The organism is Embleya sp. NPDC050493 (assembly GCF_044458105.1).
Lineage (GTDB): Bacteria > Actinomycetota > Actinomycetes > Streptomycetales > Streptomycetaceae > Embleya.
In genome coordinates this window covers 492944-517801 of sequence record NZ_JBITHP010000001.1, presented here as the reverse complement: position 1 = coordinate 517801, position 24858 = coordinate 492944, and the positions used below count along the sequence as shown (strand labels likewise).

Annotated in this window: 24 protein-coding genes; 12 read left to right on the top strand and 12 right to left on the bottom strand. The window is 72.3% G+C overall.

The window, feature by feature from the left end; genetic code table 11:
- Nucleotides 1–469: 469 nt before the first annotated feature.
- Both ACIBM5_RS02000 and ACIBM5_RS01995 read right to left on the bottom strand, forming a co-directional pair.
- The gene (locus ACIBM5_RS02000) at nucleotides 470–1246 is read right to left on the bottom strand and encodes a FadR/GntR family transcriptional regulator (protein ID WP_391582124.1); all 777 of its coding nucleotides are present in this window, start codon (nucleotides 1244–1246) and stop codon (nucleotides 470–472) included.
- Nucleotides 1243–2178 carry an aldo/keto reductase gene (locus ACIBM5_RS01995; RefSeq protein ID WP_396004913.1) on the bottom strand — a complete coding sequence of 312 codons (936 nt, stop codon included), beginning with the start codon at nucleotides 2176–2178 and terminating at the stop codon, nucleotides 1243–1245. Before ACIBM5_RS01995 ends, ACIBM5_RS02000 begins: the two co-directional genes overlap by 4 nt.
- A 115-nt stretch (nucleotides 2179–2293) precedes the next feature.
- Here ACIBM5_RS01995 and ACIBM5_RS01990 point away from each other — a divergent pair, with 115 nt between their 5' ends.
- Nucleotides 2294–3493 carry a DegT/DnrJ/EryC1/StrS family aminotransferase gene (locus tag ACIBM5_RS01990; RefSeq protein WP_396004912.1) on the top strand — a complete coding sequence of 400 codons (1200 nt, stop codon included), beginning with the start codon at nucleotides 2294–2296 and terminating at the stop codon, nucleotides 3491–3493.
- A gap of 115 nt (nucleotides 3494–3608) precedes the next feature.
- On the opposite strand, the gene ACIBM5_RS01985 is transcribed toward ACIBM5_RS01990, so the two are convergent.
- Nucleotides 3609–3755: a hypothetical protein gene (locus ACIBM5_RS01985; protein WP_396004911.1), complete on the bottom strand. Its 147-nt coding sequence runs from the start codon at nucleotides 3753–3755 to the stop codon at nucleotides 3609–3611.
- A 100-nt stretch (nucleotides 3756–3855) separates the two neighbouring features.
- Between ACIBM5_RS01985 and ACIBM5_RS01980 the strand changes: the two genes are divergently transcribed.
- Nucleotides 3856–4365 (top strand): MarR family winged helix-turn-helix transcriptional regulator, encoded by a 510-nt coding sequence (locus ACIBM5_RS01980; protein WP_391582121.1) that lies wholly within the window; start codon nucleotides 3856–3858, stop codon nucleotides 4363–4365.
- A gap of 189 nt (nucleotides 4366–4554) precedes the next feature.
- Here ACIBM5_RS01980 and ACIBM5_RS01975 read toward each other — a convergent pair whose 3' ends face one another.
- Nucleotides 4555–5301, bottom strand: a complete 747-nt coding sequence (locus ACIBM5_RS01975; protein WP_396004910.1) for an NDP-sugar synthase — start codon at nucleotides 5299–5301, stop codon at nucleotides 4555–4557.
- A gap of 126 nt (nucleotides 5302–5427) precedes the next feature.
- On the opposite strand from ACIBM5_RS01975, the gene ACIBM5_RS01970 reads away from it, so the two are divergent.
- The 3 genes from ACIBM5_RS01970 to ACIBM5_RS01960 all read left to right on the top strand — a co-directional run bounded on the left by ACIBM5_RS01970 (nucleotide 5428) and on the right by ACIBM5_RS01960 (nucleotide 7319).
- Nucleotides 5428–6156, top strand: a complete 729-nt coding sequence (locus tag ACIBM5_RS01970) for a hypothetical protein (protein ID WP_391582119.1) — start codon at nucleotides 5428–5430, stop codon at nucleotides 6154–6156.
- A complete protein-coding gene (locus tag ACIBM5_RS01965; RefSeq protein ID WP_396004909.1) occupies nucleotides 6153–6743 on the top strand; it encodes a hypothetical protein in 591 nt (196 codons plus the stop codon). The genes ACIBM5_RS01970 and ACIBM5_RS01965 overlap by 4 nt, the downstream gene beginning before the upstream one ends.
- A 111-nt stretch (nucleotides 6744–6854) precedes the next feature.
- Nucleotides 6855–7319, top strand: a complete 465-nt coding sequence (locus ACIBM5_RS01960) for a hypothetical protein (RefSeq protein WP_396004908.1) — start codon at nucleotides 6855–6857, stop codon at nucleotides 7317–7319.
- A gap of 29 nt (nucleotides 7320–7348) precedes the next feature.
- On the opposite strand, the gene ACIBM5_RS01955 is transcribed toward ACIBM5_RS01960, so the two are convergent.
- Together ACIBM5_RS01955 and ACIBM5_RS01950 are read right to left on the bottom strand one after the other, a co-directional pair.
- Complete coding sequence (locus tag ACIBM5_RS01955) at nucleotides 7349–9610, bottom strand: PI-PLC domain-containing protein (RefSeq protein WP_396004907.1); 2262 nt, start codon at nucleotides 9608–9610, stop codon at nucleotides 7349–7351.
- Nucleotides 9611–9742: 132 nt separating this feature from the next.
- Nucleotides 9743–10207 carry a DUF4442 domain-containing protein gene (locus ACIBM5_RS01950; RefSeq protein WP_396004906.1) on the bottom strand — a complete coding sequence of 155 codons (465 nt, stop codon included), beginning with the start codon at nucleotides 10205–10207 and terminating at the stop codon, nucleotides 9743–9745.
- A gap of 88 nt (nucleotides 10208–10295) precedes the next feature.
- Between ACIBM5_RS01950 and ACIBM5_RS01945 the strand changes: the two genes are divergently transcribed.
- Entirely contained in the window at nucleotides 10296–11102 is an 807-nt protein-coding gene (locus ACIBM5_RS01945; protein WP_396004904.1) for an enoyl-CoA hydratase/isomerase family protein, read from the top strand.
- Between the two features lie 14 nt (nucleotides 11103–11116).
- Here the strand turns inward: ACIBM5_RS01945 and ACIBM5_RS01940 are convergent, their stop codons facing one another.
- Nucleotides 11117–11473 carry a hypothetical protein gene (locus tag ACIBM5_RS01940; RefSeq protein WP_396004903.1) on the bottom strand — a complete coding sequence of 119 codons (357 nt, stop codon included), beginning with the start codon at nucleotides 11471–11473 and terminating at the stop codon, nucleotides 11117–11119.
- A gap of 199 nt (nucleotides 11474–11672) precedes the next feature.
- Between ACIBM5_RS01940 and ACIBM5_RS01935 the strand changes: the two genes are divergently transcribed.
- A complete protein-coding gene (locus tag ACIBM5_RS01935) occupies nucleotides 11673–13046 on the top strand; it encodes a CoA transferase (protein ID WP_396004902.1) in 1374 nt (457 codons plus the stop codon).
- 200 nt (nucleotides 13047–13246) lie between these two features.
- Entirely contained in the window at nucleotides 13247–13753 is a 507-nt protein-coding gene (locus tag ACIBM5_RS01930) for a hypothetical protein (protein ID WP_396004901.1), read from the top strand.
- 68 nt (nucleotides 13754–13821) lie between these two features.
- Here the strand turns inward: ACIBM5_RS01930 and ACIBM5_RS01925 are convergent, their stop codons facing one another.
- Nucleotides 13822–14637: an SAM-dependent methyltransferase gene (locus ACIBM5_RS01925; protein ID WP_391582110.1), complete on the bottom strand. Its 816-nt coding sequence runs from the start codon at nucleotides 14635–14637 to the stop codon at nucleotides 13822–13824.
- A gap of 188 nt (nucleotides 14638–14825) precedes the next feature.
- Here ACIBM5_RS01925 and ACIBM5_RS01920 point away from each other — a divergent pair, with 188 nt between their 5' ends.
- Nucleotides 14826–15245 (top strand): STAS domain-containing protein, encoded by a 420-nt coding sequence (locus ACIBM5_RS01920; RefSeq protein ID WP_396004900.1) that lies wholly within the window; start codon nucleotides 14826–14828, stop codon nucleotides 15243–15245.
- Here ACIBM5_RS01920 and ACIBM5_RS01915 read toward each other — a convergent pair.
- Both ACIBM5_RS01915 and ACIBM5_RS01910 read right to left on the bottom strand, forming a co-directional pair.
- Nucleotides 15156–16145, bottom strand: coding sequence for a sigma-70 family RNA polymerase sigma factor (locus ACIBM5_RS01915; protein ID WP_391582108.1), 990 nt, complete (start codon nucleotides 16143–16145; stop codon nucleotides 15156–15158). The genes ACIBM5_RS01920 and ACIBM5_RS01915 overlap by 90 nt on opposite strands.
- A gap of 106 nt (nucleotides 16146–16251) precedes the next feature.
- A complete protein-coding gene (locus ACIBM5_RS01910) occupies nucleotides 16252–16575 on the bottom strand; it encodes a UBP-type zinc finger domain-containing protein (protein WP_396004899.1) in 324 nt (107 codons plus the stop codon).
- 237 nt (nucleotides 16576–16812) lie between these two features.
- On the opposite strand from ACIBM5_RS01910, the gene ACIBM5_RS01905 reads away from it, so the two are divergent.
- From ACIBM5_RS01905 to ACIBM5_RS01895, 3 genes are all read left to right on the top strand, one after another.
- On the top strand, nucleotides 16813–18297 hold the full coding sequence (locus ACIBM5_RS01905) for a flavin-containing monooxygenase (protein ID WP_396004897.1): 1485 nt from the start codon (nucleotides 16813–16815) through the stop codon (nucleotides 18295–18297).
- 124 nt (nucleotides 18298–18421) lie between these two features.
- The gene (locus ACIBM5_RS01900; protein ID WP_396004896.1) at nucleotides 18422–19345 is read left to right on the top strand and encodes an SDR family NAD(P)-dependent oxidoreductase; all 924 of its coding nucleotides are present in this window, start codon (nucleotides 18422–18424) and stop codon (nucleotides 19343–19345) included.
- A gap of 32 nt (nucleotides 19346–19377) precedes the next feature.
- A complete protein-coding gene (locus ACIBM5_RS01895) occupies nucleotides 19378–20313 on the top strand; it encodes an alpha/beta fold hydrolase (protein ID WP_396004895.1) in 936 nt (311 codons plus the stop codon).
- 208 nt (nucleotides 20314–20521) lie between these two features.
- On the opposite strand, the gene ACIBM5_RS01890 is transcribed toward ACIBM5_RS01895, so the two are convergent.
- Nucleotides 20522–22750, bottom strand: a complete 2229-nt coding sequence (locus ACIBM5_RS01890) for a HelD family protein (RefSeq protein WP_396004894.1) — start codon at nucleotides 22748–22750, stop codon at nucleotides 20522–20524.
- Between the two features lie 314 nt (nucleotides 22751–23064).
- On the bottom strand, nucleotides 23065–24636 hold the full coding sequence (locus ACIBM5_RS01885) for a putative Ig domain-containing protein (RefSeq protein WP_396004893.1): 1572 nt from the start codon (nucleotides 24634–24636) through the stop codon (nucleotides 23065–23067).
- Between the last annotated feature and the right edge of the window lie 222 nt (nucleotides 24637–24858).

Below are 24858 nucleotides of genomic sequence, written 5' to 3'. Positions count from 1 at the left end.
CATCCCAGCCAGACCGCCCCACGAGACCACCCAGCCCGGCCGACGCTCGGGCCCGGCCGGGCATGAGGCCACTCAGCCCGGCCGGCGTTTGAGGCCAAATAGCCCGGCCGGCGCATGAGGCCACTTAGCCCCGCCGGCGCTTGAGGCCACCCAGCCTCGCCGGCGCTTGAGGCGAACCAGCCCGGCCGGCGCTTGAGGCCAAGCAGCCCGGCCGGCGCTTGAGGCCAAATAGCCCGGCCGGCGCTTGAGGCCACCCAGCCCGGCCGGCGCATGAGGCCAAGCAGCCCGGCCGGCGCATGAGGCCAAGCAGCCCGGCCGGCGCTTGAGGCCAAATAGCCCGGCCGGCGCATGAGGCCACTCAGCCCCGCCGGCGCATGAGGCGAACCCAGCCCGGCCGGCGCATGAGGCCAAGCAGCCCGCCGGCGCATGAGGCCAACCAACCCGCCCCCCAACACCGCATGGCCCGAGTTCAGGTCGACGTGATGGGCGCCCCGCCGCGATCCCGCAGGGGGTAGTCCTGGGCCGCTTCGAGGTGGCGGACCGATTCGCGGTAGACCTCGGTCTCGTCGCCGGCCTCGATCAGCGCGATCAACCGCTCGTGGTCACGCAATCCCGCGCGTCGAACCCGCTCCCCCGTGTCGGCCAGTGCCTCCTGGGCCCACTCCCGTTCCTGCTGCGCCCACAACACCTCGACCGCGCCGAGCAGGATCTTCATCGTCTCGTTGCCGCACAACAGCACCAGCGCCTCGTGGAAGTCGCGGCCGGCCCGGATGTAGGCCGGCCCGTCCTCGACCGCGCGTTCCATCCGCGCGTGCACCTCGCGCAACCACGGCAGCACCTCGGTGGCCCGGTCCGGGCGCGCCGCGCACAATGCCGCGCAGACCGGCTCCAGGCGGCGCAGCGCCTGTGCGAGGTCGTCCAGGCGGACCTGGCGCGCGTGCATCACCATGCCGAACATGTGTGCCGCGTCCGCGGGTTGCGGGACGTGTACCACCGCACCGCCGGTATTGCCGCGTTTGACGGTGATCAGGCCCTCGGTCTCCAGGATCCGAAACGCCTGCCGCAGCGTGGTGCGACCGACCCCGAACTCGGCGATCAGGTCGTCCTGTTTGGGCAGCATGTCCCCGTCCCGCAGCGGACCGTCCAGGATCCGGCGGCGCAGCCGGCGGGCGAGTTCGTCCGCGATGCCGGCGTTGCGCAGGGATCGCTCGGTACCGGCGCGGACGGGCTGCGCCGCCGCGTTCACGCCGGTACCGCCGCGGCGAGTTCGGCGATCTCGGCGACCTGGTTCGCGGTCAGCTCGACGATCGCGGCGGCATTGGCCGTGGCCTGTTCGGGGCGGGTCGCGCCGACCAGGACGGAGGACACCTCGGGCTGCGCCGCCAGCCAGGACAGCGCGAGTTGGAGCAGGGTCAGGTCCCGGCTCTCGGCGTAGGCGGTGAGCCGCTCGACGATGGCGAAGTTGTCGTCGGTGGCCACGCCCTGGGCGAAGCGCGGGATGGCCGCGAACCGGCTGCCTTGGGGAAACTCCTCGCCGCGCCGGTACTTGCCGCTGAGCAGGCCGGACGCGAGCGGGAAGTACGGGATGACCCCGACGCCGAAGTGTCGCGCGGCGGGCACCATGTCCCGCTCGACGGTGCGCTCCAGCAGGCTCCACTCGACCTGCGCGGCGACGAAGCGGGTCGGGCCCGCGAGGTGCGCGGCGTCGGCGAGTTGCCAGGCGGCCAGGTTGGAGGTGCCCGCGTAGCGCACCTTGCCCGCCCGGACCAGGTCGTCGAGCGCGCTCAGCGTCTCCTCGATCGGGGTCTCCGGGTCGGCGTAGTGCTGGTAGTACAGGTCGATGTGGTCGGTGCCCAGGCGCCGGAGGCTGCCCTCGCAGCTGCGCACGATGTGCCGGCGCGAGGAGCCGCGGCCGTACGGCCCCTCGGCCGCCTTCGCGCCGAACTTGGTCGCCACGACCACGTCCTCGCGGCGACTGCCCAGGGCCTTGCCCAGCAGCACCTCGGATTGCCCGCCGCCGTACACGTCGGCGGTGTCGAACAGGGTCACTCCCGCGTCGAGCGCCGCGCCGACCACCTTGTCGGCGCCGTCCTGGTCCATCCGCATCCCGAAGTTGTTGCAGCCGAGGCCGATCGCGGAGACCTTCAGACCCGACTTGCCCACGGTGGTGTAGCGCACGCTCAGCTCCCGTCGTCTTGTTCGCCCATCATAGCCATGATAGCTATGACACATCGTCAGCTGACGTTACGTCAGCCATGTTGCGCTCGCGACATCACCACGAGGGTAGGCACTCATGCGCAAGATCCCGTACGCCGGCAGCGTGCACGACCAGAGCGAGATCGACGCGATGTTGACGGTGCTGAACGGGCCGCCCTCGGCGATGGGCATCGGGCGCAACGTGGCGGCCATGGAGACGCGCGTCGCGGAGTTGTTCGGCAAGCGCAACGGCCTGATGTGCAACTCGGGTTCCTCCGCGCTCTACCTCGCGATCGAATTGTTGCGGCTGTCCCCGGGGGACGAGATCATCACCTCCACGCTGACCTTCTCCACGGACATCGCGCCGATGGTCAAGGCCGGCCTGGTGCCGGTGCTCGCGGACGTCGAGCCGGACACCTACCAGATCGACCCGGCCCGGATCGAGGCCCTGATCGGCCCGCGCACCCGGGCCGTGCTGACCCCCAATCTCGCGGGCAACGCCCCCGACTGGGACGTGATCCGCACGATCGCGGACCGGCACGGCCTCAAGGTGATCGAGGACTCCTGCGACGCCCTCGGCGCCACCTTGCGCGGCACGCCGACGGGGACCCGCGCGGACATCTCGGTGACCAGTTTCGCGATGTCGCACATCATCACCTGCGCGGGCAACGGCGGCATGGTGCTCACCGACGACGAGGACCTGCGCGACCGGGGCCTGATGTTGCGGCGCTGGGGTCGGCGCAGCGAACTGCAGTTGTTCGGCTCCAAGCGCGGCAACCGCGACTTCTTCGAGGAGATCGACGGCGTGCTGTACGACAACCTGTTCATCTTCGACGAGATCGGCTGGAACTTCGAACCCTCCGAGCTGGGTGCCGCCTTCGGCCTGGCCCAACTCGCCAAGCTGCCCCGGTTCCTGGCCACCCGCCAGGCGCACTTCGCGGCGCATCACGCCTACTTCGACGCGCGCCCCGAGTTCACCGCGCCGCGGCAGACCGAGGGTCTGGAGACGGGTTGGCTCAACTTCCCCATCCTGTTGAACGAGGGGTTGTCCTTCACCCGCGGCGAGATGCAGGCGTGGCTGGAGGAGCGCGGGGTGTCCACCCGCACCGTGTGGTCGGGCAACATCCTGCGTCAGCCGGGCTTCAAGGACATCGCACATCGCGCCGACCCGGCCGGCTACCCGAATGCCGACCGGGTGATGGAGCACGCGCTGATCGTGCCGATGAACCACCGAATGGACGCCGAGGACGTGGCCTACATCCACGAGCAGGTGGACGCGTTCCTGGCGAGCCGCTGAGTTCGGGGCCCCGACCGGGAGAGCGCGGCGGGCCGGCCGGGGCCACCGAAGGCATGTCGAAGGGGCCGGGCGCATCGCGCCCGGCCCCTTCGACACGTCCCGTCGATCGGGTGGATCAGCCCTCCCGGCGGACGGCCTCGCCCTCGATCTCGACCTCGCTCTCGATCTTCTTCGAGACCGGCACGCCGCCGCTCTCCAGCGCCCGGTTCCAGGTGGGGATGGTGAGCCCTTCCCAGTCGCGGCGGGGTGCCGTGGCGGTCATGTGGCACTCTTCGGAGAATATCGTTGCCTTGCGGATATCGACCTCAGCAATAGCTTTCGCATAGATATTCCGCATGTCAACTACTCGCTATGATAGTGACATGCACACTCCCCCGAGAGCCGCATCCCCAGCCCCTTCGACGACCACCCCCTTCGACGATCCACGCATCACCGCCATGGGACTGCTCGTGGAGGTCTACACCGGCCTGATGGACCGGCTCAGTCCGCAGTTGGGCGAGCACGGCCTGTCCACGGTGGACTTCAACGTGCTGGTCCGGTTGTCCCGCTCGGCCGAGCAACGCCTGCGGATGAGCGACCTCGCCGCCCAGACGTCGTTGTCCACATCCGGCGTGACCCGGGTGGTGGATCGCCTGGAAAAGGAGGGACTGGTCGCCCGGGAGAACTGTCCCACCGACCGCCGGGCACTGTTCGCGGTGCTCACCCGCGACGGCGCGGATCGCATCGGCGGCGTCCTGCCCGGCCATGTCGAACTGCTGCAGACCTGGCTGATCGACCCGCTGACCGAGAGCCAGCTCGCCGGTCTGCTGGACGGACTGCGGGTGGTGCGCGACACCGCCAACCCGGGCGCCCGCGCGGGGATCACGTCCTGACACCGCGGCCGGCGACCCGCTCAGTACGCTCGAGCCCGTGGCCGCGGGGGTCACGGGAAGCGCGCACACGAGACCCCGAACAACCCACTCGCTGACGGAGGAAGCCGCCAGGAAAACCCCCGGGAGAACGGCCCGGTCCCAGCCGCTCGACGGCTGGGGCCGGGCCTGTTCGATCCCGGCGGGAAGCGCTCAGCCGTCGCCGCGCAACTCCCTGGCCGCCTCGGACAGGTCCTTGGCGGTGTCGATCGCACGCCAGTAGGCGCCCTGCGGAATCGGGAAACCGGCCAGCCGCTGGGCCCGGGCCAGCCCGGGGAACGTGGTGCGCTCGTGGTCGCCGACGTCCGGCAGCAGCGCGGTGAACTCGGGCGCGAACACGTACACGCCCGCGTTGATCAGGTACGGCGAGGGCGGCGCCTCGATGAAGTCCAGGACGTGGCCGTACTTGTCGGTCTCCACCACTCCCCACGGGATCCGGGGCCGGGCCAGCGCGAGCGTGGCCACCGCGGTGCGCTCGTGATGGAAGGCGGCCATCTCGGTGAGCGAGAACCGGGTCCAGATGTCGCCGTTGGTGGCGTACCACGGCTCGTCCGGGCGCGGCAGCGCGGCGGCGGCGAACTTCAACCCGCCGCCCCGGCCCAGCGGCTCGGTCTCCACGACGGTCTCCACGCGCACCGGCAGATCGGCGGTCTTGAGCCAGTCCTGGAGCACCTCGGCGAGGTGCCCGCAGGAGACCACGACGTCGCGCACGCCCTCGGCGGCCAGCCAGCGCAGCTGGTGTCCGATGATCGGGGTGCCGGTGCCGGGAATCTCCACCATCGGCTTGGGTCGATCGTCGGTATAGGGGCGCAGCCGGGAACCCTGCCCGCCGGCGAGGATCACGGCCTGCGTGACCGCGCGAGCCCCCGGGTGGGTGGTTGAGTGTGGTGCGGAAGTCATGGGCGCATTATCGCGCCCTCACATCCCCCTCGACTTGCAAGGGAGGTACCACTCGTTCGGGAACGCCTCGGGCCCTAGGTTCATCTCATGGACGACTGCACTTCGAACACCGGGGGGAACACCACAGTGCGCACCAGGACTGTCCGCACGGGCGTGGTCGCGGTACTCGTCGCGTTGACCGTGGGCGCCGGCGTCGCCGGCTGCGGAAACAACGACAGGTCGCCGCTGGACACCGTTCGCGCACTCGAAAGCGCCAAGCCGACGCCGACGAGCGCGCCGACCGGTCGACCGACGAACACCGCGACCAAGCCGCCGCGCCGCACCACCGCGCCGCCCACCGACGGCGCCTCGTCGTCCGCGAGCACATCGGCCACGGCCTCGCCGAGCGCCTCCTCGACCGGAACCTCGGCGCCGGCGACCGGGACGACCGGTCCCTACATCAACGACCCGTGCCGGTTCTTCACCGCGGCCGAGGTGGCCACGCTGCTCGGACTGCCGGTGGTCAAGGCGGAGGTGGATCAAAAGCTCAAGAGCGCGAGCAGCTCGTTCTGCGACTACCGGGACTCCCGAGGGTTGTCCATGATGACCGTGATGATGTCCTCCAGCGACGCCAAGTACAGCACCGCCGAACAGGCCGCGAAGGGCACCATCGACGGGGGCGACAATCCCACGGCCCTGCCCGGGGTGGGCGATGCGGCCTTCACCTACCGCGACTCGACCGCCAACGGCGTGGTCTGGGCAAAGCTCCTCGGCGACACCTACCTGGACGCGGACGTCTACGTCACCCGCAGCGACAAGGACGTGTCGGCCGACGTCCTGGCCGGCATCGCCCGGACGATGGTCGGCCGGCTGTGACCGCGCGCGTCGGACCCGCCGCCACCCTGGTGGGGGTGGTGGGTCTGGCGTGCCTGCTCGGCGGCTGCGAGGACTCGGACGAGCCGCCCCGGCACGCGGCCGTCTCCGCCCCCGCGCCCGGCGACAACGCGGGCGCACCCCCTCGGCCCACGCCCTCCCCGGTGGGCAACAGCATCTCGCCCGCCGACAGTTGCGACCTGCTTTCGCCCACCCGGGTCGAGGAGGTGCTCGCGATCGGCCCCGTGCACACCAGGCCCGCGGACGCCGGGCGCACCTGCGAATACGTCGATGCCGGGGGCCGGCGCGTACTGACCGTCACCGTCGGGCAGTTGCCGCAGGCGATGGTCGGCGGACCGCTGGACACCGCGCGCTCGACCGCCACCGGTCCCGGCCCGCACGAGGTGCTGCCCGGGATCTCGGACGCGGCTGTGGTCTACCGCGATCCCGCCCGCGGCGACGGCATCGCCTTCGCCCGGGCCCGCGGCGATCTGGTCACCTCCGTGGACATCACCATCCCGGTCGTCGATCGCGAGCGACTGGTCGCGCTGGCCCGCACCGCGGCCGCGGCACTGGACGCGCCGGGCTGAGCAGGCCGGTTCGGGGTAGGCACCGGCAACCTGGTGCCCGAGACGTCGTCCCCGACGCGTAGGGTCCGGGGTCAGGGCGGCGCCTGCCGCGGCCGGGAGGAGGGCTCACCCATGACGGACCGGGACCCGCACGCCGTCGTGCTGCTCACGAACCGCATCAGCTCACGGATCAGCACGAGCGGCGGACCGGCCCTACCCCTGCGCGACGCGTTGCGCGTGTACACCGAGCACGTCGACGCCGGCGTCGCGGCCCGCTACGCGACCGTGGTGACCGACCTCGCGGACGCCGACGTGGCCCTGCTGCGCCTGCCCGAGGACCACCACGGCGCCGAGTTGGATCGGATCGTGGACATCGCCGCGTCGGTGCCCACGGTCGCGGTGATCGACCTGTACCGACCGGCCGCGGTGGCCGATCTGGTCGGCTACTGCGCCGCGTTGCTGGGCACCCGGGGTGCGGACGACGAGGGTGTGCTCGATGTGGTGTTCGGCCGCTACGCGCCCGCCGGGCGGCTCGCCAGCGACCTGCCGGCGGACGCGGAGCCGCTCTTCGAAATCGGACACGGCCTGTCCTACTGATCCTTCACTATCGATAAATTGACGGCTCATCAGCGAGTTTTCCGGGTGATGTTCAACACGTCCACGGCACCCTTGGCGTCGCCGATGGTGGCGAAGTCGACCGCGACGAAGTTCACCTGTGCGCCGCGTTCGCGTTCGCACCGACGGGCCCGATCCAGCAGGAACGGCCGCGAGTTGACCTGTCCGGCGTCGAGTCGGCTGCCGCCGGTGGAGGTGACGAAGTTGTTCATCAGGAACAGCCGCTTGTCCACGTCGCCGCGATTGGGCGAACAGTTCATCTCGGCCGGGCTCGCGAAGGCGTACGGCGTCTCCATCCCGTACCTGTAGAAGTTGCGGTACCACGGGAGCGGTCCGTCGGCGCGTTCGGCGAAGACCACCAGACGACGGTTCTTCTCGACCATCGAGCCGAGCGTGGGCCACGGCTCGTTCGGATCGGCCGCCGGCGTGAACAGCAGTCGCTCCAGGCCCGCCTCGCGAAACGCCCATTCGGTCTGCTGCGCGGTGATCGCGTCCTGCACGATCATGGTGACCACCTCGTGCGGGTTGCGGTCCATCCACTGGCCCACCGCGCGCAGCGTCTCCACCATCGGCAGCGCACCGCCCCGGCACACCGAGTGGCACAACCACAGCCCGGGTCGGGCCGGCGCGACGTCGTTGACCACCCCGGCGACGATCTTGCGCGACTCGGGATCCAGGTCCGACTCGGCGAGCCGACCGGCCACCTCCTCCGGTGCCTCCCACGTGTACGAGTCCACCAGCAGGCCGCGCACGCCGGCGTCCAACTGGGTGACGATGTCCGCGTCCTGGAGCGGGCTGAGGAAACGGGCCGCGGTGGAGGACATCGAGTTGTGCGTGGCCAGGTAGGCGACCTGGTCGTAGCGCCGGTTGCACAGCTCGGTCATCCCGTTGCAGCGCTTGGCGTCGGAGCCGGATCCGGAGGTGGGCACCGGGACGAAGATGGTCAGTGCAATCGCGCCGGCCGCGACCACCGCGGCGCCGGAGGTGAGCACTCGCCGGGTGGTGTGCCGCACCGGCGCGGCCCGCCGGTGCTTGTGCTTGTCCCACAGCGCGACCGCGCCGAAGGTGACCCCGCCGAACACCAGCGGCACCGCCGCCGCGGCCAGCCAGACCCCGACGATGTCGCGCGCCGCGGCCTCCTGGAGGTCGCCGGTCAGCCGGACCACCGAGGGCGCCCAGCCCTCCCGGTGCTCCGAGACCACGTGCGGCAGCAGACCCCACGCGACCAGGCAGCCCACCCCGGCGAGCAGCCCGCCGCCCGCCAGGGCCAGCGCGGGCAGCCGCAGCCGGGCCGCGCCGCGCGCCGACCCGGTCCGCCACAACACCACCAGGCCCAGCAGCGCGGTCACGCTCGCCACGGTGAGCAGCCGGCCCAGGCCGAACACCGTCATCGCGCGCAGTTGTTCGAGCTGACCCAGCTTCAGTCTGGTGTCCCGGTCGGCCTGACTCGCCCGCAGATCCAGGGTCAGGTCCCAGGTGCCGCCGCCCGAGAGCCCGGTCAGGCCCAGCTGCGCCTGACGCACCTTCTCGCCGAAGATCACCGGGACGATCGCCACCAGCACCCCGCCGAGGTCGTCGGCGCGCAACGAGGCGACCACCTGGCCGCGGATCGGCTCCCGCGCCTCCACCGGCAGCCGGGCCAGGATCAGGTCGGCCACCTCGGGAGCCGCGGCCGGGTCCAGGTTCAGCGCCGGCAGCGCCTCGGGCGGACGGCCCTGCGCGAGCGCGTCCAGCGCCTTGGAGACCCCGTCCACCAGCGCCGGCGCGTTGTCCTCGGTCACCCGCGGCACGTCGCCGGTGAGGTCGCCGACGAACACGTCGGCGACCTTGCCCAGGTTGTTGATCACCGGCTTGAGGTCGACGGTCAGTCGCAGTTCGCGCTCGTCGCCGCGCAGGTAGCCGACGGTGTGCCCGACCTGCTCGCGCACCATCCCGCGCAGCGTGGACGGCGGCAGCACCAGGCGCAGGTTGGCGGTGACCTGGTTGGGCGGTATCGGCAGCCGGCCCAGCAGGTCGTTGGTGACCCCGGCCAGGCGCGGGTCGACCAGCACCTCGTCGTAGAGCCGGTCGTAGGCGTGCTCGCGTTCGAGCACACCGTCGTACCAGTCGCCGGAGAGCACGGTGGCCCGCGCGACCCCGAGTCCGGTGACCACGGTGATGGACAACACCACGAGAGCGGTCGTCAGGGCCCGCAGCACGCGGCGCCACCGTCGCCACGCCTCGTGGATCCTGAGTCGGCGGGACACCTTGCCCACCACGATCGGCCCGGTCATCCGAGCAGAATAGGAAACCATCACCAACCCGAACAAACACATGATCGGGACGTTCCCGACCGGCACGGGCGCTTGCCTGCCCTGGCGCCGTGACCGGAAACGTCCACCGGTAACCGCGCCAGTGTGCGCTTCTCAGCCGCGATGGGGGCGCAGCGTCCAGGTGACGGTCATCTCCGCGGTGATTGTGCCCGCTTCGTCCCGAATGGTGATCGCAACCACGAACTCCGGGCGCTTGCCCGCGTCGAGTTCGGCCACCACGTCGGCGGCGGGGCGGCCCAGGCGGGCCTCGGCCAGCACGGGGCCGTGCGCGACCTTGAGGTATCGGATCGCGGCGTCCACCGCGAGCGGCGTCGCGCGGGCGAGCTGATCGCCGAACGCCGCGATCACGATCGCCCCGGAGGCGGACTCGGCGAGGGTGAACATGGCACCGGCGTGCGGGCCGCCGATGTGGTTGTGGTGCGCGGGCTCGTCCGGCAGGCGCAGCACGGCGCGGTCGGCGGCGAGTTCCACGAACTCCAGGCCGAGCGTGCGCACGAAGGGCACCGAGGCGCGCAGGCCCTCGGCGACGGCATCGAAGTCGGTCGTCGATTCAGTCATGGGCGCGATGCTACCGGCAGGTAACTTCATCGGACGCGGCGGCTCGCGGGCATTTCCTTCACTTCGTGAATATGCTTGACTGAGTCACATGAAATACGTGCGCATCGAGCGTCCCGAACCCCGCGTCGCGATCGTCCGACTGGATCGACCGGACCGGCTCAACGCCCTCTCCGCGACCATGGTGAGCGACCTGAAGGCGGCCTTCGCCGGCCTGAACCGCGAACGCGGGCTGCGCGCGATCGTGCTGACCGGCGCGGGCCGCGGGTTCTGCTCCGGCGCCGACCTCTCCGGCGACCCGGACCATGCCCCCGACGCCGAGGGCCGCGGCCCGGTCGGGCACGTCTACCGCTCGCAGGAGCACCTGTCCGAACTGATCCTGGCCGTGCACGAATGCGAGAAGCCGGTGATCGCCGCCGTACACGGCGCCGCCGTCGGCGGCGGCCTTGCCCTGGCCCTGGCCTGCGACCTGCGGGTCGCGGACGAGAGCACCCGCTTCGGCTCCGTGTTCATCAAGGTCGGCCTCTCCTCCGCCGACGTGGGCACCAGCTACCTGCTGCCGCGCCTGGTCGGCCCCACCCGCGCAGCCGAACTGATGCTCACCGGGCGACACTTCGACGCCGCCGAAGCCGACGCCTACGGCCTGCTCAACGCACGCGTGCCGGCCGGCGAACACCTGGGCGCCGCGCTGGACCTGGCCCGGGGCATCGCCGCCAACAGCGAGTACGGCGTATGGATGACCAAGAAGGGCCTGTGGTCCGGCATCGGCGCGACCTCGCTGCGCCAACAACTCGAACTGGAGAACCGCACCCAGGTGCTCGGCACCTTCACCGGCAACATGACCGAGGCTGCCGCGGCCTTCCGCGAGCGCCGGACCCCGACCTGGCAGGACATGTAACCCGCGAACGACGCTCAGTCGCCCACCGCAGGCCCGGGTCTCGCCCAACGGAACGCCCGCCCGGCCGCGGCCGCGTGCTCCCCCGGATTCGCCGCGAGCCGGACCTCCTCGATCGCGTTCCCGTGCGCGTCCCGGCCCGGAACCCGGGTCAGGTAGCCCGCCGCCGCCAACTCGTCCAGGTAGGCCGCGATCGACGCGGCGCTCTCCCCCGGACGGCCGCCCAACACCTGCGGATCCGGACGGGCTCCGTCCGGCAACAACAGCAGATACACCGCGAGGCCCCGCGCGGGCACGCTCAGCCGGGAGTCCTTCAGGAGCGCGTCGTGGGACCCGAGCCCCGACCCGCCGTCCTCGCCCCAGATGCGCCTCATGACCCCAGTCTCGAACACGACCCGGCCCGACGGGGCAAACCGCACAACCCCTACACAAACGAGTGACCAATCGTTTGCCCGGACGCCCACAGTGCGGACACGGGCACACTCGGACACCGACGACCCGCTAGTTTGCCTCCGGGACTCCTCGAACAGGCAGTCCACCAGGCTGCGGAGTTCCCGGAACTGTGAGGCTTCGATGCGTACCACCCCCGCGCAACTCCTCGACCAGGCCTGGCGCGCCCTCGGCGGCGACCCCGCCGACCGCGCGCACATCACCCTCACCGGCCCCGACCACACGTTCTCCTCCGCGCTGCCGGTGACCGCGCTCGCCCAGGCCTCGATCGGCGCCGTCGTACTCGCCGCGCGCGAACTCGGCGCGGCCCGCGGCACGTCCTTCCCCGCACCGCCGGTCCTGGACAGCCGCGCCGCAGCCGTCGCCATCGGCAGCGACCGGCATCTGCGCCTGGCCGGCGAGCCGTTGGTGTCCATGCATACGCTCTCCCGCTTCCACCGCAGCGCCGACGGCTGGGTGCGCCTGCACGGCAACTACCCGCACCACCGCGCCGCGGCGTTCGCCGCACTCGGCGTGGACTCGGTGGACGCCGCGGTCGACGCACTGACCCGGCTCACCGGCACCGAAATCGAGGAACTACTCGCGGCCCACGGCGCGTTGGGCTTCGCCGTGCGCGAACCGGCCGCATGGACCGCACACCCGCAGGGCGCCTCGATCGCCGCCGCGCCGCTCCTGGAGCTGACCCGCACCGCCGCCGGCGAACCGTGGTCCCCCACAGCCGACCCCGCGCCCGCCGCCGGCGTCCGGATCCTGGACCTGACCCGGGTACTCGCCGGCCCCACCGGCACCCGAACCCTCGCCCATCTGGGCGCCGACGTACTCCGGGTGGACCCGCCGCACCTGCGGGAGAACCCCGGCGAGTACTGGGACAACGCGTTCGGCAAACGCTCCACCCTGCTCGACCTGCGCGACCGCACCGATCGGGCCCGTTTCGACGAACTGCTCGCCGGGGCCCATGTGTTGATCACCGGCTACCGCACCGACGCGATGGCCGCGCTCGGCCTGGACCAGGACACGCTCGCCGCCCGGCACCCGGGGTTGATCACCGCCGCATTCAACGCGTGGGGCCCCGGGCCGTGGGTGAACCGGCGCGGCTTCGACAGCCTGGTCCAGGGCGCCTGCGGCATCGCCCGGATCGAGGCGGGCGAGCGACCGGAGCCGGGGGCGCTGCCGACCCAGGCACTGGACCGGGCCACCGGATACCTGCTCGCGGCGGCCGTCCTGCGCGCCCTGACGCTGCGCCTGGCCGACCGCCGCGGCAGCAGGATCGACCTCGCGCTGGCCCGTACCGCCCACTGGTTGATCGGCGCCCACGCGCCCGGCGAGCCCGAGATCGCGCAACCGTACGACCCGGCCCCGTACCTGGCCACGACCGAGACGGCGGTGGGCTCGCTCACCCACGCACTGCCGCCGTTCGAACTGCCCGGCCTGCCCGCCGCATGGGCCCGTCCGCCCACCCCCTGGGGCTCCGACGAACCGGTGTGGCGCACCGCCTGAACCGCCGGGCCAGGACGTGTCGGCCACCTCCCACGAACCTGGTGACCCACCGTCAACTCCCGTACCGGTCAACGGACTTGATCGGACGAATGCGCAGGTCGCACGGGTCCCGATGTCAGTGCCGGATGGGATGCTTGACGCATGGGTTGAGCGCCACCGCGGCCGACCCGCCGCGGCTCGACGCAGAGGAGGATCCCTCGATGTCCACTGTCAACACCATGATCCGGCTGACCCCCGTGAAACCCGCGACCGTGCGCCGGGCCCTGACCCGGATCGACACCAAGACCGTGCGCACCCACCCCGACGGCGTGCGGCCCGGCGCGCCCGGCATCTCGGTGCGCACCCTGGCCACCCTCCAGCGCGGGCGACTGATCCGACTCGGCGCCGAAGTTCCGCTGCGTGGACGGAACATGGGCATCACCAGGGCCGGCCGACAGGCGCTGATCGCCCGCGGCGCGCACCGCAAGGGCGCCTGGGCGCGGCTGCTGCGCGAGGAACTGACCTGGACCACCGCGGGCGGCGAGGTGCTGGAGATCGCCGACATGCATCCCTACCACTGCGCGAACGCGGCCGCCTGGCTCCAGCGCAACGCGTCCGCGATCCGCGCCGACGCCGAACCCCGCCGGCGCGGCGACGCGGTCGCCTGGATCGACGAGACGCCGCTGATGCGCGCGCTGGTCGCGGCGGTCGAAGGCGCCCTGCCGTAAAGCGCGTCGGGACCGGCGTGCGCCCACCGATCCGGTGGACGCACGCCGGTCCCGCACCGTGCTCGGGTTCAGACCTTGCGGCCGACCGCGGTGTAGATCCACGACTGCGCCAGTCGCTCGGGCGACAGGTCCGCGCCCTCCTCCGGACGCCACAACGGCGCCTGGACCAGCCCGGGTTCGACCAATTCCACGCCGGTCAGGAAGGACGCGATCTCGGCGTGCGGACGCGGCAGCATGAACTCGGCGTCGGCGTTGATCTCCAGGACCTGCTCCGCGGCGATCGGCGGCAGGAAGTCCGACGTGGTGTGCGAGGCGATCAGCAGGCTGCCCGAAGGCACCGCGGCCAGCAACCGGTTCACCACACCCGCCGGGTCCTCGGCGGCCGAGACGTAGTGCAGGATCGCCACCAGCAACAACGCCACCGGACGCTCGAAGTCGATCACCTCGCGCACCTCGGGCGCGGCCAGGATCTTCTCCGGCTCGCGCACGTCACCCATGGTGAAGCTGGTCCGGCCGCGATCGGTGGCGGGCATCAACGCACGGGCGTGCGCGAGCACGATCGGGTCGTTGTCCACGTAGGCCACCCGGGCCGACGGAATGATCTCCTGGGCGACTTCGTGCGTGTTGCCGGGCGCCGGGATCCCGGTCCCGATGTCGAGGAACTGGTCGATGCCCTGCTCCGCCGCGTATCGCACCGCGCGTCCGAGGAAGGCCCGGTTGTCCAGCGCGGTGACCGAGGTCTGCGGGGCGACCGCGATGAACCGTTCCGCCAACTCGCGGTCGACCGGATAGTTGGTCTTGCCGCCGATGTGGTAGTCGTACACACGGGCGGGGTGGGGACGACTGACGTCGATCCCGGTGGGTGCCCAGTCCTGCTCGGACAACGTGTCATCCCCTCGAAGTCGGTACGGCGTCAGCCTACGACACGCCAAACAACCCGTTCCACAAGGGACTTGCCACGCTTTGCACCCCCGCCGGGAAATCCTCGGCGACCTCCGGGCGAACCCGGGTGATGAGTTTTGCCCGCCACAACGGTCATAACCGGGTACAGCGTCGTCACAGGAGGTCGTCGATGGTCGATCCGCCCGAAGAACCCACCCCGCCCACCGGCGCACTGATCGTGTACGCGCCCCTCGTGCGTGCGGACGTCCCGGGCCTGTGCGCCCGCCTGCTCGAACTGCTGCACGGCGATGCGGCCGACCCGTTCCCGTGCGACGTGCGCGCGCTCACCCACCCGGACCTGGCCGCGATCGAGGCGCTGGCCCGACTGCAACTCACCGCCCGCGGCCTCGACCGGCGGATCCGACTGCACGGCGCGAGCGGCGAGTTGCGCGACCTGCTGACCCTGACCGGCCTGGACGAAATCGTCCCGACCGGCCCGGGTCCGCTGCGCTCGGGTCCACTAGGCGTCGAGTGTCGCCGGGAGGCCGAACAGCGGGAACAGATGCGGGACGTCGAGGAACGCGTTGAGGCCGATGATCTGCCCCTGTGACATCTCGATCACCTGGAGCGCCCACGGCTCGAAGCTGCCGCCGGGACCGCTGGGGCGGTACTGCCCGAAGCCCGGCGTGCCGTTCGCCACGATCGGGACCAGCCGCGAGCCCCGGCAGCCGATGCCGGTGCCCAGGAACCACGCCCGAATGTCCTCGTGCCCGCGCAGCCACAGCTCGTACGGCGGCATCGACAGGGTCGCGTCCTCGCGCAGCAGGGCGGTGAGCGAGTCGAGGTCGTAGCGCTCGAACGCGTCCACGTAGCGGGCGAGCAGCGACTGCTGCTCCTCGTCCAGCGGGCGCACCGGGTCGGTCGCGGCGACCTCGTTCTCCGCGAGCGCGGCCCGGGCCCGCTGGAGCGCGCTGTTCACCGACGCCACCGTGCTGCCGAGCAGCTCGGCCACCTCGCTCGCCTTCCAGGCCAGCACCTCGCGCAGGATCAGCACGGCGCGCTGCCGGGGCGGCAGGTGCTGAAGCGCGGCGACGAAGGCGAGCCGCACACTCTCGCGCGCGACCGCCAACTCGGCCGGGTCGGCCACGCTCGGCACGACCCGGCCGTCCGGGATCGGCTCGATCCAGGTGGCCTCGGGCAGCGCGGGAGTCAGCGCCGAGGAGGCGGACACGGGCGAGGAGAGGTCCATCGGTCGGGCCCGGCGCTCGCGCCCGTTGAGACTGTCCAGACACACGTTGGTGGCGATCCGGTACAGCCAGGAGCGGACCGAGGAGCGGCCCTCGAATCGCTCGAAGCTCTTCCAGGCCCGCACCATGGTGTCCTGGACCGCGTCCTCCGCCTCGAAGACCGAGCCCAGCATCCGGTAGCAGTAGCCGGTGAGCTCCACCCGAAACGGCTCGAAGTGCACCTCCACGACATCGGCGCCGTCCGTTGCCACGAGATCACTCATCGGGTACTCCCACCGGTTTCGGCTGTGTCGACCACGCCCCAGAGTCTAGGCAGCCGCACCGACACACGCCTCGGCATCGGTCCGCCGCCGCGCTCGCACCGGGGCGTCAGTCCACCGGCACCGCGACCAATTCGTCCGCATAGCACCACGCCCAGTCCTCGCCGGGCTCGAACGAGCACACCAGCGGATGGCCCGCGGCGTGCCAGTGCGCGGTCGCGTGCCGGTTCGGCGAGCTGTCGCAACAGCCGATGTGACCGCACGTGAGGCACTCCCGCAGGTGCACCCACTGCGTACCGTCGCGCAGACAGTCCTCGCAGCCCTTCGTCGAGCCCGGAACCACCGTCTCGGGCAGCGTGTCCAGGTGCTCGCAGGGCCCGTCCGTGGGTCGCCCGGCACCGTCCTGGACCACCTGGTAACGAATCCCGGCCATCGTCGTACTCCTCACCACAGTGCCACGGGCACCCGCGATCCCGCGGGCCCGATCGATCTCCCCTTCCCTACCACGTGGGGCCGTACGCGTGCCCGATCGACCGCGCGACGGCGGCCGGCGGGCGGCGCCACGAGGCAGCGGCAACGATGGGCGAAGGACCGCGCTCCGGTCTTCCGCGCCGAGGCTACTTGTCAGTAGCCTCCAGATGCAGCGCCCCTATCCGGTACGGAGGCCGCAGTGGACACGACGCACGTTCGAGTGGCCGTGATCGGAGCGGGCTTCTCCGGCCTGGCCGCCGGCCATCGGCTTCGACACCACGCCGGCATCGAGGACTTCGTCATCCTCGAGCGCGCCCACGACGTCGGCGGCACCTGGCGGGACAACACGTATCCGGGCGCGGCCTGCGACGTGCCGTCCAACCTGTACTGCTTCTCCTACGCACCGAACCCGGCCTGGACGCACGCGTTCTCGCCGGGCGCGGAGATCCAGGCTTATCTGCGCCGCTGTGCGCGCGAGTTCGGCCTGTCGCCGCACCTGCGGCTGGGCCACGAGGTGACCGCCGCCCGGTGGGAGCACGAGCGTGCGCGCTGGCGACTGGCCACCGGCGCAGGCACCTACACGGCCGACGTGGTGATCGCCGGGGCCGGCCCGCTCACCGAGCCGGCGCTGCCCGCGCTGCCCGGTCTGGAGGACTTCGGCGGGCACGTGTTCCACTCCGCCCGCTGGGACCACGAGCACGACCTGACCGGCAGGCATGTCGCGGTGGTGGGCACCGGTGCCTCCTCGGTCCAGTTCGTTCCCCGGATCCAGCCGCGGGCGAGCCGGCTGGACGTGTACCAGCGCACCCCGCCGTGGATCATGCCGCGCCGCGACCGACCGCTGCCCGGCTGGCAGCGGCGGCTCTACCGGCGACTGCCGGTGGCGCAGCAGGTGGTGCGCCAGGGCCTGTACTGGCAGCGCGAGGCCACTCTCGGCGCATTCCTGGGGCCGAGCGACCTCGTCACCGCACTGGCCACGAAGCAGTGCCTGGCGCACCTGCGCAAGCAGGTCGCGGATCCGCAGCTGCGTGCCCGGCTGACCCCGGACTATCGGTTCGGCTGCAAGCGGGTGCTGCTGTCGAACGACTACTATCCGGCGCTGACCAGGCCCAACGTCGAGGTGGTGACGTCCGCGATCAGCGCGGTGCGCCCGGGCGGATTGCTCACCGCAGACGGGATCGAGCACAAGGCGGACACGATCGTCTTCGGCACCGGATTCGAGGCCACCAGGCCGCCGATCGCAGGCATGGTGACCGGGCGTGACGGACGCACGCTGAGCGAGGTGTGGCGCGACGGGATGGCGGCCCACCGGGGGGCGATGGTGGCCGGCTTCCCGAATCTGTTCCTGGTGATCGGTCCGGGCACCGGGCTGGGGCACTCGTCGATGACCGTGGTGATCGAGGCACAGGTGCGCTACGCGGTGGACGCCATCCGGCAGATGCACGATCAGGGCATCGCCGACGTCGAGGTGCTGCCCGAGGCGCAGGACGCCTACAACGCGTGGTTGGACGAGCGCATGGGCCGCACGGTGTGGACCACCGGCGGGTGCACGAGTTGGTACATGGACGAGCGCAACGGCCGGGTCACCGCGCTGTGGCCGGGTTCGCTGACCCGGTTTCGGCGGATGAGCCGACGGTTCTCGCCGGCGGGTCATCGGGCCCGGCGGTGGGACCGGGTCGCCTAGGCCAGTTATCCGATTGTCAGACTTATCTGATCGTCGAAATCTGATGAGATGCATGCGGTTCTGCGTGCGGGGCCAGCGGAACCGGCGGTTGCCGGGGTTCGGGCGGTACGGACAGGGAGTGCGTGTGATCCGGGAATTCACAGGTCGGGTGTGCGTCGTCACCGGCGCGGGATCGGGCATCGGGCGGGCCCTCGCGTACGAACTGGCCGCGCACGGAGCGCGGCTGGCGCTCGCCGACGTGGACGCGGTGGGGCTGGAGGAGACGAGGGCGCAGGCCGCGAGGCTGGGCGCGGCGCAGGTCCACTGCACGGTGCTCGACGTCGCCGACCGCGCGGCCGTACACGCCTGGGCGGACGCCACCGCCGACCGGTTCGGCGGGGTCGACCTGGTGGTCAACAACGCGGGCGTGGCCCTGACCGCGGACGTCGAGGAGATGTCCTGGGACGACTTCGAGTGGCTGATCGGGATCAACTTCTGGGGCGTCGCCTACGGCACCAAGGCATTCCTGCCGCACCTGCGCCGCTCGCCCCAGGGGCATCTGGTCAACATCTCGTCGGTGTTCGGATTGTTCGGCGTGCCCTCGCAGAGCGCGTATTGCGCGGCCAAGTACGCGGTGCGCGGCTTCACCGAGTCGGTGCGCCAGGAGATGCGGCTCTCCGGCTCCGGGGTCGGGGTGACCACCGTGCACCCCGGCGGGATCAAGACGAACATCGTGCGCAACTCGCGGGCCGCCGCCGGACACGACAAGGACGAGGTGGTGGCCCTGCACGACGCGGCGTCGCGCACCTCGGCGCAGCGCGCGGCCCGGATCATCCTGCGCGGTGTGCGCCGCGGCCGGGCCCGGGTGTTCGTCGGCGCGGACGCGACCGCGATCGACGTCGGCTCCCGCCTGCTCGGATCGATATTCGAACCGGTGGTGCGCGTGGTGTCCAGGCGAACGGGCCCCACCACCCTGGTGCCCGCCCGGCCCAACGTGCCCGCGCAGTCGCCCGCCGCGGTGCCGGTTTTGCCGGCGGACGAGTATTCAGACCCCGTTACCGGCGGGTAGAAATGAGGTGAGGGCGTGAGCGGGAGGCGAACATGACGGCGGACATCAGGGGCACCGAGGCACTCGTACGAGACGACGTCACGGTCCGCACCGGCGACGGCGCGGCACTGCGGGTGAACGTTTCGGGGCCGCCGGACGCGGCGGTCACCGTCGTCTTCGCGCACGGCTGGACCCTGCACGGCGACATCTGGCGGACCCAGGTGGAGGCGCTGGTGGCGGCGGGTGTGCGGACGGTCAGCTACGACCACCGCGGCCACGGGCGATCCACCGCCGGGCGGGCCGCGCCGTGGACGATCGACCTGTTGGGCGACGACCTCGCCGACGTGATCGACGCGGTCGCGCCGAGCGGCCCGGTGCTGCTGTGCGGACACTCCATGGGCGGCATGACGATCATGGCGTTGGCCGCGGCCCGGCCCGAGCTGTTCGGGTCCCGGGTGGCCGGGGTGGTCCTGGTCGGCACCTCGGCGGGCGATCTGGTGCCGACCGGACGCGGGCTGCCCGCGGCGGTGCGGCTCAGGTCGGCGGCGCAGATCCGGTTCTTCGCGTTCGGCCGGCGCCACCCGCGCCTGGTGACCCGGGGGCGCACCCTGCTGCCCGGCCCGAACCGGCCCGGTCACCTGCGGATCGTGCGGCGCAGCCTGTTCGGCCCGACGGCCGACCCGACGGTGGTGCACGCCTGCGCGCAGATGTTGTTCGCCACGCCGATGACGACGGTGTGCGGGTTCTTCCCCGCGCTGGCCGGGCACGACAAGGCCGGCGCGCTGACCGCGCTCGCGGACGTGCCGGTGCACATCGTGGTGGGCGCGCACGACCGGCTCACCCCGCTCGCGCACAGCCGGGCGCTGGCGGCCGAGCTGCCCGGGGCCACGCTGCACGTCGAGCCCGAGTGCGGGCACATGGTCTTCACCGAACGCCCGGACAGCGTGACCGAACCGCTGCGCACACTCTGCGCGAGGGTGGCCGCGTAGGGCGCGTACCGCCGCGAACGCCGGACGGGCCGGGGTCGGCCGCGGCCGGCGTTCGCGAACCGGCGCCGACCCGGCCCGGCGGTCGAGGACGGTCGCCGACCCGTCCGGCGCTCGATAACGACCGCCGTCGTGGGGACCGGCGGAGGACGACCGCCGTCCCGGGACCGGTGGGCATTCGACGACGGCCGCCCATCGGTCCCCGGGGCCGTCAGCGCGGTTCGATCCCCAGCAGCTCGGCGGTCCAGTCCGGATCCGCCGTGACCACGGCCAGCAGCCGGGTGGCCCGGGTCAGCGCCACGTAGAGCGTGCGCATGCCGTTCGGCGACTGTTCGACGATCCCGCGCGGGTCGACGATCACCGCCACGTCGAACTCCAGGCCCTTGGCGTCCAGCGCGTCCATCGGCTGCACCCGCGGATCCAGGCCCGCCAGCTCGGCCGCCAGCTCCTCGGTCGCCCCGACCGGGGTGACCACGCCGATGGTGCCCTCCACGGTCTCCAGCAGCTCGCGCACCAGCTTGCGCACCACCGGTCCGGTCCGCTCCCCCGCCGTGGCGTGCACGGTCGGCGGCTCGCCGCCGCTGCGCACCGCCCGGGCCGGCCGGGCCCCGGGCACCGCCCTCACCAGCACCCGCGCGGCGACGTCGGCCACCTCCACCGGGTTGCGGTAGTTGGTGGTCAACTCGAACTCGTACCGGCCCCGCTCGCGCAACGCCTCGGCCATCGCGGCCGCCGATGCGCTCGGGTCCTCCCACGCGCTCTGCGCGGGATCCTCGACGATGGTCCAGGTCGCGTGCATGCCGCGGCGGCCGAGCATGCGCCACTGCATCGGCGTCAGGTCCTGCGCTTCGTCGATGACGATGTGCGCGTACTCGACCGGCTCGTCCTCGTCCTCGTCCCGCGGCCTGCGGGCGCCGCGCCCGCCGGCCATCCGGTCCGCGTAGGTGGTCACCTCGGTGATCTCGTCCGGGACGTCCCGACCCACCGTCTCGCCGCTGAAGATGTCCCGACCGTCCACGACGTACGGGTTGTCCTCGTCCGGGTTGCCGTAGGCCACCGTGCGCTTGCGCGGGATCGGCCCGAGCAGGCCGGTCAGCTCGTCCATCAGCGCCACGTCGTGGAAGGAGACCTCGCCGGTGCGCGCGGTGCGCGCCCACGAGTTCGCCAGCACCGACACCTGCGCGGGCGTCAGGTCGCGTTCGTAGCGGCGCAACCGCTCCGGGTCGGCCAGCGCGGCGAGCACGTCCACGGGCCGCTGGAGCGGCCACCACGCGCGCAGGAAGGCGGCGAACTCGTCGCGCGCGGCCACGTCCTCGTGGAACGCGTCCTTCTCGCCGCGCCCGGCGCCGCGGGAGAGCAGTCGGCCCCACAGTTCGGTGAGCAGTTGGCGGGCCACCTGGAGCCGGGCGGTGTTGGGGCCGCCGCGGTTCTTGGCCAGCACCTCGCGACGGATCCGGCGCAGCGCCTTGTGGTCGAGCACGATCCGGGTGCCCCGGTGCGAGATCGCGAACTCGGTCGGCGCGCCGGCCGGCACGTCGGCCACCGCGCGGCGGAGCAGGTGGGTCATCGCGGCGGCACCCTTGAGCTTGGCCGCCGCCGCGTCGTCGTGGTACGCCGCCTCGACGCCCTCGACCATGTCGCCCAGCGAGCGCAGCACCGCGCCGCCCTCGCCGAGCGAGGGCAACACCCGTTCGATGTAGGCGGTGAAGCGCGGGTTGGGACCGACCACGAGGACGCCGCGGGAGCCGAAGCGGCGGCGGTGTTGGAACATCAGGTACGCCACGCGGTGCAGCGCGACGGCGGTCTTTCCGGTACCCGGGCCGCCGCGCACGATCACCGAGCGGTCGATCGGGGCCCGGATGGCCTCGTCCTGCTCGCGTTGGATGGTCGCCACGATGTCGTGCATCGAGCCGTCCCGGGTGCGCGAGAGCGCGGCCAGGAAGGCGCCGTCGCCGACGATGACCATGTCGCCGGCGGCGTCCGGGTCGAGCAGGTCGTCCTCGATGTCGACCACCGAGCGGCCCCGGCAGTGCAACACCCGGCGGCGGACCACGCCGCGCGGGTCGTCCGGGGTGGCCCGGTAGAAGGCCTCCGCGGCGGGCGCGCGCCAGTCGACGACGAGCACCTCGCTGTCCTCGTCGCGGATGCCGATCCGACCGATGTGGCGGACCTCGTCGTCGAGCTGGTCGAGGCGGCCGAAGACGAGGCCGTCGTCGGCGGCGTCGAGCGAGCGGGCCCACAGTTCGGCGCGGTAGACCATGACGTCCCGCTCGACCAGCGCCGCGCGCGTGCCGACCTGCGCCTGCCGGTAGCCCTGTTGGAGCAGCGCCTGGGCTTCGTCGCGCATGTGTTCCAGGCGCGTGTAGGAGCGATCGACATGGCCCTGTTCCGCGGCGAGCTCGCGTTCCTTGGCCTGGGGGTCGCCTGCCGGCGCGGGCATAGTGATGCTCCTTGTGACGTGACACAGGTCTGCGCCCACGATGGACGAGGCGCCGACGATCGTATGGCGTCGCCGGCGCTGTCCCCCGCGGGCCGATCCGCTCACGGGGGTTGCGGCTGGGGTCGGGGGTGCTCCCCCGAGGGACACAGTATTCGGGACCCGCCGCGGTCTTCGCGACGCCCGGGCCCGGCGGAGCCGATCGGGCGGGCCCGGCGGGCCGATCCCGGCCGGTGCGAGGCCGGCTCCGGGACGTCGGCGGCGGGCCGGTGCCCGGCCCGTGCTCGGACGCTGCGCGGGCCCGGCTCGGGTCCTGCTCAGCCCTGCCTGGCGCGCAGCCGGCGCACCGCGACGACGACCCCGATCAGGCCCAGGAGTCCGAGTATCCCCCACAGCCAGATGCTCACGTTCGACCCGCCGTCCCCGCCGGTGTTGCCGGGCGCGAGTGCCGCCTGGGCGGACCCGGCGGACGCCGCGGCCGGGGCCGTCACGGTGATCCCGAAGCGGGCCTTGGCCTCGTGCCGGGTCGGCGCGTTGTCCGAGACGGTGATCCCGAATCCGGTCTCGCCGGGGGCGGTGGGAGTGCCGGTGATCACACCGCTGTCCGGGTCCAGGGTCAGTCCCGGCGGTAGCGGGTCGTCGGCGACCCAGTGGTAGGGGGCGGTGCCGCCCTGGGCGGCGAGTTTGGCGGTGTAGGGCTGTCCGACGGTGGCGTGCGGCAGTATCGCGGCGGGCAGCACCAGTGCGGCCGAGGGCACCACGTCGACGGGTGCGGACGGGTCGGATTCGCCGATCGCGTTGAGCGCGGTGATCGCGTACGAGTAGGTGGTGCCGTTGTCCAGGCTCTGGTCGGCGTAGGTCAGGGTGTCCGCGCCCAGGGTGGCGAGCGGCGATGCCGACTTGGGTTCGCCGTTGGTCGAGCGCAGGATCCGGTAGCCGGTGATCGGGCTGTCGCCGGTGTCCGCCGGCGGCATCCAGGACAGCACCGCCTGGCCCTGTCCGGCGGTGGCGGCCAGGCCGCCGGGCGCGCCCGGCTTGCCGCTGCCAACTCCGGAGAGCGTGACCGTACGGCTGCCGCCGGGGATGTTGCCGGTCAGCGTGAGCGTGCCGGCGGCCGAGCCCCGCTTGGTCGGGGTGAACGTGATCGCGAAGGAGCACGCGGAGCCGCCGGGCACGTTGGTGTCCGGGCCGGACGCGCACGTGGTGCCGCCGGCGTCGATCGCGAACGGGCCGTCGACCTTCGCGGAGGCGATCATGAACGGCACGTCGGCCGTGACGGTGATCGGCAGGTTGCGGGTGGCCCTCTGGCCGACCGGGGACGTGCCGAAGTCGACGGCCGGGAGCAGATCGCCGACCTGGGCGGCGGGCACCGTGAAGGACAGCAGTGCGTGGCCGTCGCCGACCCCGCCGGTGGCCGAGGTCTGCGCGCCGGGGAAGACGATCGGGTCGGCGTACGCGCCGATGCCGCCGGCGGCGGGGGCGAACAACCAGGGCAGCGGGGCCGTCGCCGAGGACAGCGTGGTGCCGCTGTCGGTGACCCCGACCACCAGGGTCGCGCCGGACCGGACCGGACCGGACGCGGCGATCGCGGCCGAGCCGGCCACCGACGAGCCGGGAACGGTGCCGGCCGCCTTGCCGTACACGGTCACCGTCATCGCGGTGGCGCCGACCGGCACGGTCACCCGGTGGTCGCCGTTGCCGGTGACCGCCGTCTGCACCTGGGTCGTGCCGCCCGGGGCGGTCGGCGCGGCGGGTCGGGCCCGGACGGCCTCCGGCCGGCCGGCACCGGCGACCGCCGCCGGCGCGAGCGCGGCGAGGGCGCACATCGTCGCGAGCAGCCCCGCCCCCAGGGCTCCGGGGCGGATACGACGGCGGATGGCGCTGTGCATGGAGATGGACCCCCGGGTGGGCTGCGGCTGTCGATACCGGACGGCACCGGACGGCCCACCGCGGTCCCCGATTCACGGGGTCGGCGGATTCCGCGCGCACGGTTTTTCCGGCAGCTCCTCAGCGCGGATGCTAGCGCTCACAGGGAGCGACCGGGAGTGCCCCCGACGAGAAGATCACCCGATGGATTTCGCTGGTCCGGGCCGCCCGTACGGGCGGGACCC